A 12,277-nucleotide genomic window follows, 5' to 3' on the forward strand; every position below is an offset into this window, starting at 1 on the left:
CTGGACGTGGAGCATCGCCGGATCCTGACCTGTTCAAGCCAATGTTGCCACCAACCACTACAGGCCGCTATATAGTGCGGTGCTATGCAGTTACGGTATGCCTATCGTCTAGACCCGACTCCGGGGCAGCGTGTCGCGCTGGCCAAGGCGTTCGGGTGCGCGCCGCGATAACCAAGCGATCTACGTGGAAGACCTGGCCGTGAATGGACTGGCGCGCACCCGGCTGGCAAAGAGCGTTCACGACGCCGGCTGATCATCCTTCGTCGCAATGCTGGAGTACAAAGCCCGCCTGTATGGGCGGACCGTACACCGGATCGACCGGTGGTGCCCCTCCTCGAAGCTGTGCTCCGCCTGCGGGAACGTTGCCGAGGCGATGCCGCTGAACGTCCGGTCGTGGACCTGCCCCTGCGGGGCGGTCCACGACCGGGACGTCAATGCAGCCAAGAACATCCTCGCCGCCGGACGGGCGGAGAGGCCAAACGCCTCCCACGCCAGTGGGCGGGACGGCGCAAGCCGCTCCGGTGGAGGGCAGGTAAGACCACCCCACCAGGTGGCAAGCCCGTCGAAGCAGGAAGCCACAGAGGTGCCGCATAACGCGACACGGACTGGCTCCCCAGCCTTTCAGGCTGGGGAGCGCGTCAATCCAGGTACTCCCGGAGCATCTGCGCACGCGTCGGGTGCCGCAGCTTCGCCAGGGTCTTCGACTCGATCTGCCGGATACGCTCCCGCGTCACCCCGAACTCCCGGCCGACCTCCTCGAGGGTGCGCGGGTGGCCGTCGGTCAGGCCGAAGCGCAGCTGGATGATCCGCTGCTCCCGGTCCGACAGCGACCCCAGGATGCCGCCGAGCTGATCCTGGAGGAGGATGAACGCCGCCGCCTCCATCGGGACGACCGCGTCGGCGTCCTCGATGAAGTCACCGAGGTCGGAGTCCTCCTCGCCGATCGGCGACTGGAGGGACACCGGCTCCTGGGCGACACGCTGGATCTCGATCACCCGGTCGGGCGGCAGCCCCATCTCCACCCCGATCTCCTCGGGAGTCGGCTCCCTGCCGAGATCCTGGTGGAGCTGGCGCTGGACGCGCACCAGCTTGTTGATGGTCTCCACCATGTGCACCGGGATCCGGATGGTCCGGGCCTGGTCGGCGATCGCCCGTGTGATCGCCTGGCGGATCCACCACGTCGCGTACGTCGAGAACTTGTACCCCTTGGTGTAGTCGAATTTCTCGACCGCACGGATCAGCCCGAGATTGCCCTCCTGGATGAGATCTAGGAACAGCATGCCGCGGCCGACGTAGCGCTTGGCGATGGACACCACCAGGCGCAGATTGGCCTCGATCAGTCGTTGCTTCGCCCGTACTCCGTCATGGGCGAGCAGTTCGAGGTCGGAGCGTTCACCGGGAGCGATGATGGCCGCGCGGGCCAGCTTCTCCTCAGCGAACAGTCCCGCCTCGATCGATTTCGCGAGTTCTACTTCTTCTTCTGCCGTGAGCAGCGGTACGCGTCCGATCTCGCGCAGGTAGATTCGGACCAGGTCGCTTGTCGGCGCCCGCCTCCCGAGGTCGTCCCCATCAGCTCGCGCGGAGTCCTCGTGCCCGCTCCGGGACTCGAGAACCTCCACCCCCTGATCCGCGAGCATCCGGACGACCCGGTCGGCCGAGTCCGCCGGCAGGTCGGAACGATCGATCGCGGCGGCGACGTCGTCCACCGTTATTCCACGTTCTCTGCCGCGTGCGACGAGGTCCGCCACCTGTTCAACCGGCGGCGTTTCGCTTGGCAGCACCGAAGGGCCCACGGTGACAGTGTGCGGCAAGGGCCCCGGATTCCGGGGGACCCATTTTTGAGTCCCAGGGGTCACAAAGAGCTGATGGCTCGCTCCCGCAACACCTTTCGCTGCAGCTCAAGGGCCATAAGGTCGCCGAACAGGCGGTTGTACTCCTCTTGGTGCTCGACCGGATTCAGCCGCCGGAGTTTGGACTGCAGTTTGGTGATCTCCCGTGTGACCTGGATCTCCTGCAATCTGGACAGCATCGCGGCGGCATATCGGTCGTCCGGATCTCCGGTGGACCGCAGCGGCTCCACGGCCAGGCCGGTGATCAGGTCTCTGACCTCGTCATTCGGCGCGGCGTCGCGCAGCCGCCCGGCCCATTCCGGCCCGCCGCCCGCCGAAGCGACGCCGCCGAGGTCCGCGATCAGCGCCCGCACGGCGGCATGGCCCGGGACGATCAGCGCCTCCGGGGGCATCGAGTCGAAGGCCGGCCCGATCAGCGCCGGCCGCTGCAGCGCGAGCTTCAGCGTCTCCCGCTCCACCTGGACGACCGGGTCGTTCGGGTCATGGGCCGGACGCCGAGACGGCGCCGCCTCGGGCCGCCGGGCGCGCGCGTCACCGCGCCGAGGGTCGCCGGGACGGCCGGTGGCGTGCTCGCGGACCCGCCGGAGCACGAACTGCTCGTCGAGGAAGCCGGTCCACTTGTCCAGGTCGATGGCGTACCGGTCGCGCATCCCGCGGTCCCGGATCCCCGCGATGATCGGCGCGGCGGCGTCGATCGCGGCGAGCCGGCCCTCGGTGGTGTCGAGGTCGTACTTGGCGATGGTCGCCTGGATCGCGAACCGGAACAGCGGCACGCGCGAGGCGACCAGGTCGCGCACTGCCGCGTCGCCGTGCTTCAGCCGCAGGTCGCAGGGGTCCAGGCCGTCCGGCTGCACCGCCACGAACGTCTGGGCGGCGAACCGGTGCTCCGACTCGAACGCCCGCAGGGCGGCCTTCTGCCCCGCGGCGTCCCCGTCAAAGGTGAAGATCACCTCACCGCTGGCCTCGTCCTGGTCCATCAGCAGCCGGCGCAGGATCTTGATGTGCTCGTCGCCGAAGGAGGTGCCAGAGGTGGCGATGGCGGTGCCCACGCCCGCCAGGTGGCAGGCCATGACGTCGGTGTAGCCCTCGACGACGACCGCCTGTCGCCGCTTGGCGATGTCCTTCTTCGCCAGGTCGGCGCCGTACAGCACCGAGCCCTTCTTGAACAGCGGCGTCTCGGGGGTGTTGAGGTACTTCGGGCCGTCGTCGCGCTCCTCCAGGCGGCGCGCGCCGAACCCGATGACGTCGCCGGTGAGGTCGCGGATCGGCCAGATCAGCCGGCCGCGGAACCGGTCGATGGGCCCGCGCCGCCCCTGGCTGGCCAGCCCGCCGGTGATGAGCTCCTTGTCGGCGAAGCCCCGGCCGCGCAGGTGGCGGACGAGCGCCTCCCATTCGTTCGGCGCGTAGCCGACGCCGAACCGCTCGGCGTCCTCCCGTCCGAAGCCACGCTCGGCGAGGAACCGGCGGCCGATCTCGGCCGCCGGGGTCATCAGCTGCTCGGCGAAGAACTCCGCCGCGGCGCGGTGCGCCTCCACCAGGCGGGTCCGCTCGCCCTTCTGCCGGCCCGGGACGTAGCCGCCCTCGCTGTAGCGGAGTTGCACACCGGCCTTGGCGGCGAGCCGCTCGATCGCCTCGGCGAACGACAGGTGCTCGATCTTCTGGACGAAGCCGATCGCGTCGCCGCCCTCGCCGCAGCCGAAGCAGTAGAACATTCCGTTCGAAACGTTGAAAGATGGCGATTTCTCATCATGAAACGGACAGAGGCCTTTGAGCGCGCCGCCGCCCGCGTTGCGGAGCTGGACGTACTCCCCCACGACCTCGTCGATCGGCGACCGCTCACGTACAAGGGCGATGTCTTCATCACGTATCCGGCCTGCCACGTCCGCAGTCTAGTCGCGACCTCCGACACGGGAGCCCGTACCGGACACCCCGCCGGCCCCCGCTGGAGCCTGCCCGACACCCCGCCGGAGCCGCCGAGCGGCCGCGTGCGGAAAGCGCGACGACACTCTGGACAAATCACGGAACGGCGCGATGTACTTACTCAACTTCGGCGGCCCATGGCGGATGCCGCCGTCACTCGGCATCGGGTGGTTCGGGGGCCGCGAGCAGAGCACGCGCGAGCGACGGTGGGCACGCCACGGGTCGTCCCCGTGACGCGAGGTGAAGCGATGACCGAAGTCGTCCTCGATGCGGTGAACAAGGTCTACCCGGACGGTTTCCACGCCGTACGGGACGTCAGCCTGCGGATTCCCGACGGCGAGCTGTTCGTGCTCCTCGGCCCGTCCGGCTGCGGGAAGTCGACACTGCTGCGCATGGTCGCGGGCCTGGAGGAGATCACCGCCGGCGACCTGTACCTGGGCGGCCGGTTCGCCAACCACCTCGCGCCGCGCGAGCGCGACCTCGCGATGGTCTTCCAGAACGGCGCGCTATACCCGCATCGCGACGTCCGGCGCAACATCGCGTTCCCCCTGGAGATCTCCGGCGACGACTCGGCGGCCGCGCATGAGCGCATCGTCGAGCTGTCGCGGGCGCTCGGGATCGAGGAGACGCTGCACCGGCTGCCCTCGACGCTGTCCGGCGGCCAGCGGCAGCGGGTCGCGATGGGCCGGGCGCTGATCCGCGAACCCGGGATCTTCCTGATGGACGAGCCCCTGTCCAACCTCGACGCCGGCCTGCGCACCGAGCTCCGCATGGAGATCAGCGCGCTGGTCCGCTCCCTCGGCGTGACCACGCTCTACGTCACGCACGACCAGACCGAGGCGCTCACGCTCGCCGACCGCGTGGCCATCATGCGGCAGGGCGTCCTGCAGGACGTCGGCACTCCGCAGCAGGTGTACGACGACCCGGCCACGATGTTCGTGGCGGCCTTCCTCAGCGCCCCGCCGATCAACCTCGTGCGGGCCTCGGTCTGGGCGGACCAGGGAGAGGGGATCGTGCTCGGCCTGGGGAACAACCGGCTGGTCCTGCCGTGGACCGACCCCAGGTCGTCCGCGCTCGTGTCCCGCCACGGCACGTACGTGACGGCGGGGATCCGCGCCGACGCCCTGCGCCCGGCGGCGGACGGCCTGCTGGCGGGGCGGGTGCGGGCGCTGGAGTTCCACGGCTCGGAGTGGCTCGCCTACGCCGAGGCCGGCCTGCCGCACGTCGACGCCGAGGCCCCGTACGAGAACAACGAGGCGCCCTCGCCCGCCGGCGGGCGGGCGGCCAACGGGCACGGCGATGGCGGCATGCTGCGCCGGATCCTGCGGACCGCCGGCCTCGTCGCCGACGAGGCCCCCGCCGAGCGGATCTCGCACGGGGGCACCCATCGCCGGTCCGACGTGGTGTTCCGGCTGGGGTCGCGGTCGGGCGTCAGCGCAGGCGACACCGTCCGGCTGGCCGTCGACACCGACCGCGTCCTGCTGTTCGGCGACGACGGCCGCCGCCTCGACCCGGTGCGCCGTTAGGGCACCATCCAGCCGAGCACCGGCGTGGACTGCAGCCACACGAGTACGCACATCAGCAGGAGCAGCAGCGCGCTCCAGCCGAACACCCGCCGGAACAGCGTGCCCTCCGCGCCGACGATTCCGACGGCGGCGGTACCGACCGCGAGGTTCTGCGGGGAGATCATCTTGGCCATGACGCCGCCGGAGGTGTTCGCCGCGCCGAAGAGCACCGGTGACACGTTCAACTGATGTGCCGCCGTCACCTGCAGGTTGCCGAACAGCGCGTTGGAGCCCGCGTCGGTACCGGTGATCGTCACACCGAACCAGCCGACGACGGGCGACAGGAACGCGAAGAACCCGCCGGCCTTGGCCAGCCAGACGCCGAGCGTGGAGATCTGCCCGGACAGGTTCATGACGTACGACAGCGCGAAGACGCACAGGATCGTGAAGATCGCCCAGCCGAACTGACGGATCGTCTCGGCGTACGCCTTCAGGCCCGTGAGCGGGCTGATCCGCAGGGCGGCGAGCGTCAGCAGCCCGGAGACGAACAGCAGGGTGCCGGTCGCGCCCATCCAGTTCAGCACGTACGTGGCGGCCACCGGCTTGCCCGTCGGGCCGGTGATGTGCTGCAGCCCCGGCCACTTGAAGACGTGCCCGACCGGCACGCCGAGGACGGTGCCGACCGGCTTGCCCGGGATGACGGCCAGCCGATTCTTGACGGCGTCGATCTGCGCGAGTGAGAACAGCGCGATGACGATGGCGTACGGGGCGAACGCCCGGACGACGTCGGCCTTTGAATCGCCGTCCGGCGGACCGACGCGGCGCTCGAACGCCGGGTCGTCGACCGAGCCGCCCGCGATGACCGGCGCGGCGACCGGCGTCTCGCTCTCGCCCGGCCGCCACACCCGGCCCAGCAGGATGATCGCGCCCGCCGAGACCAGCGCGGCGAAGATGTCGCAGAGCCGGTACGACCAGTAATTGGAGAACACGAACTGGCAGACGCCGAACGTCACACCGGCGGTGAGGGCGGCCGGCCAGGCCTGGCGCAGCCCTCGCCGGCCGTCGGCGACGCCCACGAGGATGAAGGGCACGAAGATCGCGAGGATCGCGGTCTGCCGGCCCGCCATCGCGCCGAAGTCCTCCGGCTTAAGGCCGGTCGCGGTGCCGAGGATGGTGATCGGGTTACCGAGGCCGCCGAAGGCGACCGGCGCGGTGTCGGCGATCAGCGCCAGCGCGGCGGCCTTGATCGGGTCGAAGCCGATCGCGATGAGCATGACGGAGCAGATCGCGACCGGGCCGCCGCCCCCGGCCAGGGCCTCGAGCAGCGCCCCGAACGAGAAGGCGATCACGATGGCCTGCACCCGGCGGTCGTCGCTGACGGTTGCGAACGCCCGCCGCAGCACCGCGAAGTGCCCCGACTTGACGGTCAGGTTGTAGATCCAGATGGCGTTGAACGTGATCCAGAGGATGTTCAGGACGCTGAGGACGGCGCCGTACAGCCCGGCGTCGAGCGTCTGGGCCAGCGGCATGGAGTAGGTGAACAGCGCGACCCCGATGGCGAGGACGAGGGCGACGAGGCTCGCCCAGTGCGCCTTCCAGCGGAGCCCGCCGAGGAGGACGAGCAGCGCGATGAGCGGGAGAAGGGCCAGCAGGGCGCTGAGCGTGAGGGAGCCGGTGGGGTCGAGGTCCTGGTGGAACAACGGGCACCTCCCGGAGGCATGGGCGTGCACCTGTGAGGGTGGGGCTCATCGTCCCATCCCTTCCGGATCAAGGAAAGCCAGAGATCCGAGCAATGAGCACTGCTTCCACTTCCGGCCACGGAATCGTCGACCTGATCGCCGTGATTGGTCCGATGTATGGGAACGGCGCGCCGCCCGATGGACGACGCGCCGTTCTCGGGGCGGGGTGTCAGTCGCGCGTCGGGGGCTCGCTGTGCATGGTCCCCGCGATGCGGTTCCACATGTTGATCTGCGCGACCTGGGCCACGAGGAACGCCGCCTCCTCCGGCTTGAACGCGTCGGTCACCGCGGTCCAGATCTCGTCCGTGACCTCCTCCGGCCCCTCCGTGGCGGCCTCGGCGTAGGCCAGCGCGGCCTGCTCCGCCTCGGTGTACAGCTGCGACTCCCGCCAGGCGGGCAGCTGGATGATCCGGTTCAGGTTCTCGCCGAGTTCGAGCGCCTCGTGGGTGTGCATGTCGATGCAGAAGAGGCACTTGTTCATCTGCGAGGCGCGGATCTTGACGAGCTCGCGGATCGTGGTGTCCAGCGGGCCCTTGCGGATCGCCTGCTCCGCCAGAAGGAACGCCTTGTAAGCCTGGGGCGCCAGTTCGGCGACGTTCAACCGTGCCATCGTCATCGGCCTTTCTCTCAGATGTCCGTGTCGTCGCCAGGGAGACGACACGGCACCCGCCGGTGTGACGGGATCCGGCGAAAGAATTCAGTGGGCCAGATTTACGTGCGCGAGCTTGTCCGGATTGAGCACACGGCGGACCGCCAGGATGCGGCCGTCGGCCGCGATGTCGAAGGTGTCGACGAGCCAGGGGCGCCCGTCGTGGTAGACCGCGAGCGCGGGCTCGCCGCCGACCTCGCAGGGCACGACGACGCCGTTCGGGGTCCAGCGTCGGCGGACGCGGTCCAGCACCTCCGCGATCCGCTCGCCGCCGAGGATGAGTTTGCGCGCCGCCGAGACCTTGCCACCGCCGTCGGTGACGTAGACCGCGTCGGGGTGCAGGAGCTTGACCAGCTGCTCCAGGTCCCCCGCCTCGTAGGCCGCGCGGAACACGGTGAGCACCCGCTCGCGCTCGGGGCGGCTCGCCCTTGGCCGCTCCTTCGCGGCGGTCACGCGGCGGCGGGCCCGGGAGGCGAGCTGCCGGCTCGCCGCCGGGGTGTTCCCGAGCACGGCGGAGACCTCGTCGAAGGGCACCTCGAAGACGTCGTGGAGGACGAACGCGACACGCTCGGGCGGCTTGAGCTCCTCCATGACGAGGAGCATCGCGGTGCTCACCGACTCGTCGACGAGCACCGGCTCGGCGGCGTCCGGCCCGGTCAGCAGCGGTTCGGGCAGCCACGGGCCGACGTAGGTCTCCCGGCGCACGCGCGCGGACCGGAGGATGTCGTACGACCTGCGGGCCGCGACCGTGACCAGCCACGCGCGCCGGTCCGCCACCTGCGACAGGTCGGCGGCCGCGGCGCGCAGCCACACGTCCTGGACGACGTCCTCCGCGTCGGTCACGGTGCCGAGCAGCCGGTACGCCACCCCGAACACCGCCGGCCGATGCTCCGCCCACTCCTCCTCGGTCACACGGCGACCGTACCCGGTGATCTCAGAGGAGATCGGCGAGGGGCACCCCCGGGTCGGCCAGCCGCGCGGCGTCCACCGGCCGGCCGGAGCGGATCAGCTCCTGGATGTCCCCGGTGACGTCCCAGATGTTGACGTTCATGCCGCCCACGACCTTGCCGCCCGACAGCCAGAACGCGACGAACTCCAGGTCGTCCGTGTCGCCGGAGACGTACGCGGCCGGGTCCGTCCCACGGGACACGACCTGGTCGTAGCCGCCGACCCAGGCGCCGGACGCCTCCATGCCGAGCTCGTACTGGTCCGTGTAGAAGTACGGGACGCGGTCGTACACGACCGGCTGTCCCAGCATCGAGCGCGCCGCCACCGGGCCGCCGTTGAGGGCGTTCGCCCAGTGCTCGACGCGGATCCGCCGGCCCAGCAGAGGGTTGTCGGCGTTGGCGACGTCGCCGGCGGCGTAGATGTCGGGGTCGGAGGTGCGCAGCGACGCGTCGACGACGATGCCGTCGTCGACCGCCAGGCCCGCCTCCTCCGCCAGGGCGGTGTTCGGCACGGCGCCGATGCCGACGATCACGACGTCGGCCTCCACCTCCGTGCCCGCCGTGGTGACCACGGACGAGTCCGTGATCTTCGCGACGCCGCCGCCCTGGACGAACTCCACGCCGTGCCGGCGGTGCAGGGCCGCGAAGACCTCCCCGAGCTCCGTGCCCAGGGAGCGCTGCAGCGGCGTGCCACGCGCGATCACCCGGACCTCGTTGCCGTACCCGCGGGCCGCTGCGGCGGCCTCCAGACCGATCCAGCCGGCGCCGACCACCGCGACGCGCCGGTCCCCGGGCTCCAGCGCCGCCCGCAGCCGCTCGGAGTCGGGCGCGGTCCGCACGTAGTGGACGTGGTCGAGGTCGGCGCCGGGAACGGCGGGCCGCCGGACGGACGCGCCGGTGGCGAGAAGGAGCTTGGAATAGCCGACGCTCTCCCCGTCGGCGAGGCGCACCTGCCGCGCGGCGCGGTCGATCCCGGTCACCCGGACGCCGAACCGCAGCTCGACGTCGTTGTCGGCGTACCAGGCCTCCTCATGGACGTACGCCTTGTCCAGGGGGTCCTTGCCCGTCAGGAACCCCTTGGTCAGCGGCGGCCGCTCGTACGGCCGCAGCGCCTCCTCCCCGATGAGGACCACGCGCCCGGTGAAGCCCTCCTCCCGCAGCGTCTGCGCGGCCTTGGCCCCGGCCAAGCTTGCTCCAACGATGACGTGGGTCTCCGGGACGGGCATGTCCACCTCCATATTCGGCTCAGCGTCTGCCAGTATCCTCCGTCACGGTCAGTCCCGGGACGCTCGCCCGGCGAGACCGTCAACCTAGGAGTTCGCGGTGCCAGGCCAGCGCCGAGGTGTCGGTGAGGACCACGCGCCCGGTGAAGCCCTCCTCCCGCAGCGTCTGCGCGGCCTTGCGGTCCCTCGCGAGGCTCACTTCTTTCATTAGTCACTCTTGGTGATTCAATGGTATCGTTCTGTCATCACGCCCCGTGCCCAGGCGACGCGGGGCACCCTCCTCGGTCCGATAGCCGTGCACGCTGGACCGATAGCGTCCGGAGGGACGTGCCACGCGGGTCGGCGGCTCTGTCTGCCGACACCAGGGCACGAAGACGATTGGCCACATACCCGGCACCCAGTCGGGACGATTCCCGAGGATTACTCAGGATCGCTTAGCCAATCAGAGACGCTCGCTCCGACGATGACGTAGGTCGCTGGTCCGGTGCCGTCAGCCGAGGAGTTCGTGGTGCCAGGCCAGCGCCGAGGTGTCGGTGAGGGAGGCGACCTGGTCGACGACGACGCGCAGCCGCGCGCCATCGTCGGCGGCCTCGGCGTAGAAGCCGCGGAACACCGGGTCGAGCACCATCGGGGCCTTCCGCCCGACCGCGTCGGCCAGCTCGGCCACGAGCTCGCGCTGCCGGGCCTGCCGCGCGCCGTGGTCCGCGCGGCCCATCACGTAGTGCGCCGCGATTCCCTTCAGCACCGCGCACTCCAGCCGCTGCTCGCGCGGTACGACCAGATCGCCCGCGTAGCGGGTCAGCGGACCCGTGCCGTACGCCTCCTGGGTGGCCCGTTCGGCGGCCCGGCAGAACCTGCCGATCAGCTCGCTCGTGAGGTTCTTCAGCGCGGCGGCGGCACGCAGGCTGCCGTCATAGGCGGGGGGCCAGTACGGCTCGGCGAGCAGCGCCGCGAAGCGTTCCTCCAGCTCGGCGACCTCCGCGTCGCAGTAGTACCGGGCGGTCAGCTCGCAGACCGCGCGGCGTTCGGCGGGGTCGGTGAGCCGCTCGAGCCGGATGTGCCCGGCGTGCAGCCCGTCCTCCAGGTCGTGCACGGAGTAGGCGACGTCGTCGGCCCAGTCCATGACCTGGGCTTCGAAGCACGCCCGGCCGTCGGGCGCGCCCTCCCGGATCCATGCGAACACCTCGCGGTCGTCGTCGTACACCCCGTACTTGACGCCGTTCGCCCGCTCGGGAGGCGTTTCGGGGCCGCGCCTCGCCCAGGGGTACTTCATCGCCGCGTCGAGGGCGGCGCGGGTGAGGTTGAGGCCGACGCTGCGCCCGTCCGGCGCGAACGACTTGGCCTCCAGGCGGGTCAGGAGGCGCAGGCTCTGCGCGTTGCCCTCGAACCCGCCGCACGCCGCCGCCACCCCGTCGAGGACCGCCTCGCCGTTGTGGCCGAACGGCGGGTGGCCGAGGTCGTGCGACAGGCAGGCGACCTCCACCAGGTCGGGATCGCAGCCGACGGCCTTGCCGAGCTCCCGGCCGATCTGGGCGCACTCGAGGGAGTGGGTGAGCCGGGTGCGCGGGCTGTGCTGCCCGCGCTGATCACCGGCTGCGGGCTCGACGACCTGGGTCTTGGCCGCGAGCCGGCGCAGCGCGGCACTGTGCAGCACGCGGGCGCGGTCACGCTCGAACGGGCTGCGGCCGCGCCGCTTCGGCGGCTCGGGCGCCCAGCGCATCCTGTCGTGCTCGCTGTAACCGCTCATCGGAGTCCGAGCGTATCCGTCCAGGGGGTATATCGAGGATCTTGCCCGTTTCGCGCAGCCGAACAGAGACGCACCGAACACCCCAAGGGAGTGCCAGGTGGATCTTGTTCGTAGCCGCGCAGCCGGGCGAAGATCCACCGGGCACCCCCTAGTCTGCGGCCATGCCCGATGAGTCGTACCGGCGCCGCAGCGCCCGCGTGATCCTGCTCGACGACGCCGACCGCGTCCTCCTGCTCAACCTCTACCACGATCACCGGAAGCCCCGCCGTGGTCACTACTGGCTCACCCCCGGCGGAGGCGTCGACGCGGGTGAGGCGCTTCACGAGGCGGCGGCTCGGGAGCTGCGGGAGGAGATCGGCCTCGTCGTCGCCCCGGAGGATCTCGGCAGGCCCGTCGCGACGACCTCCGGATACGCCGAGTTCAGCTGGGCGAAGGGCACCTTCCGCGACGATTTCTTCTTCCACCGGGTCACCGCGCACGACGTCGACCCCGGCGGCCTGGAGCCGTACGAGGCGAAGCAGGTCATCGGGCACCGGTGGTGGACCGTGGACGAGCTGGCCGCCACCACGGAGGACGTCTATCCCCTCGGCTTCGTGCCCCTGCTGCGGGACCTCATGGCCGGCCGGGTCGCGCCCGAACCGGTCCTTCTCCCCTGGCACCATTGAAACGCGGGGACGAGATTCGAAGATCCCTAGGT

10 protein-coding genes and 1 pseudogene are annotated in these 12,277 nt (G+C 70.6%); 4 read left to right on the forward strand and 7 right to left on the reverse strand.

Going from position 1 to position 12,277, the window contains the following annotated elements; all coding sequences use genetic code 11:
• The first annotated feature begins 84 nt into the window (after positions 1-84).
• Together ABEA24_RS53540 and ABEA24_RS15375 are read left to right on the forward strand one after the other, a co-directional pair.
• Positions 85-171, forward strand: coding sequence for a helix-turn-helix domain-containing protein (locus tag ABEA24_RS53540; protein ID WP_425551201.1), 87 nt, complete (start codon positions 85-87; stop codon positions 169-171).
• Positions 164-511 (forward strand): annotated as a pseudogene (locus ABEA24_RS15375) (RNA-guided endonuclease InsQ/TnpB family protein); the annotation flags it as partial. The gene ABEA24_RS53540 and the pseudogene ABEA24_RS15375, both read left to right, overlap by 8 nt.
• Positions 512-638: 127 nt before the next feature.
• Here ABEA24_RS15375 and rpoD read toward each other — a convergent pair.
• Together rpoD and dnaG are read right to left on the reverse strand one after the other, a co-directional pair.
• Positions 639-1,781 carry an RNA polymerase sigma factor RpoD gene (gene rpoD / locus ABEA24_RS15380; RefSeq protein WP_345432179.1) on the reverse strand — a complete coding sequence of 381 codons (1,143 nt, stop codon included), beginning with the start codon at positions 1,779-1,781 and terminating at the stop codon, positions 639-641.
• A gap of 71 nt (positions 1,782-1,852) precedes the next feature.
• Positions 1,853-3,730 carry a DNA primase gene (dnaG, locus tag ABEA24_RS15385; RefSeq protein ID WP_345431498.1) on the reverse strand — a complete coding sequence of 626 codons (1,878 nt, stop codon included), beginning with the start codon at positions 3,728-3,730 and terminating at the stop codon, positions 1,853-1,855.
• A gap of 288 nt (positions 3,731-4,018) precedes the next feature.
• On the opposite strand from dnaG, the gene ABEA24_RS15390 reads away from it, so the two are divergent.
• The gene (locus ABEA24_RS15390; RefSeq protein ID WP_345431499.1) at positions 4,019-5,296 is read left to right on the forward strand and encodes an ABC transporter ATP-binding protein; all 1,278 of its coding nucleotides are present in this window, start codon (positions 4,019-4,021) and stop codon (positions 5,294-5,296) included.
• Here ABEA24_RS15390 and ABEA24_RS15395 read toward each other — a convergent pair.
• From ABEA24_RS15395 to ABEA24_RS15415, 5 genes are all read right to left on the reverse strand, one after another.
• Entirely contained in the window at positions 5,293-6,975 is a 1,683-nt protein-coding gene (locus tag ABEA24_RS15395) for an L-lactate permease (protein WP_345431500.1), read from the reverse strand. The two genes, ABEA24_RS15390 and ABEA24_RS15395, sit on opposite strands and share 4 nt — an antisense overlap.
• A 208-nt stretch (positions 6,976-7,183) precedes the next feature.
• The gene (locus tag ABEA24_RS15400) at positions 7,184-7,630 is read right to left on the reverse strand and encodes a carboxymuconolactone decarboxylase family protein (protein ID WP_345431501.1); all 447 of its coding nucleotides are present in this window, start codon (positions 7,628-7,630) and stop codon (positions 7,184-7,186) included.
• A gap of 81 nt (positions 7,631-7,711) precedes the next feature.
• Positions 7,712-8,575, reverse strand: coding sequence for an RNA polymerase sigma factor SigJ (gene sigJ / locus ABEA24_RS15405; RefSeq protein ID WP_345431502.1), 864 nt, complete (start codon positions 8,573-8,575; stop codon positions 7,712-7,714).
• A gap of 22 nt (positions 8,576-8,597) precedes the next feature.
• On the reverse strand, positions 8,598-9,836 hold the full coding sequence (locus ABEA24_RS15410) for an NAD(P)/FAD-dependent oxidoreductase (protein ID WP_345431503.1): 1,239 nt from the start codon (positions 9,834-9,836) through the stop codon (positions 8,598-8,600).
• 487 nt (positions 9,837-10,323) lie between these two features.
• Positions 10,324-11,580, reverse strand: coding sequence for a deoxyguanosinetriphosphate triphosphohydrolase (locus tag ABEA24_RS15415; protein ID WP_345431504.1), 1,257 nt, complete (start codon positions 11,578-11,580; stop codon positions 10,324-10,326).
• A 161-nt stretch (positions 11,581-11,741) separates the two neighbouring features.
• On the opposite strand from ABEA24_RS15415, the gene ABEA24_RS15420 reads away from it, so the two are divergent.
• Positions 11,742-12,245, forward strand: a complete 504-nt coding sequence (locus ABEA24_RS15420) for an NUDIX hydrolase (RefSeq protein WP_345431506.1) — start codon at positions 11,742-11,744, stop codon at positions 12,243-12,245.
• Positions 12,246-12,277: the final 32 nt, after the last annotated feature.

It is taken from the genome of Actinoallomurus vinaceus, from assembly GCF_039542055.1.
In the GTDB taxonomy this organism is placed as follows: Bacteria; Actinomycetota; Actinomycetes; order Streptosporangiales; family Streptosporangiaceae; genus Actinoallomurus; species Actinoallomurus vinaceus.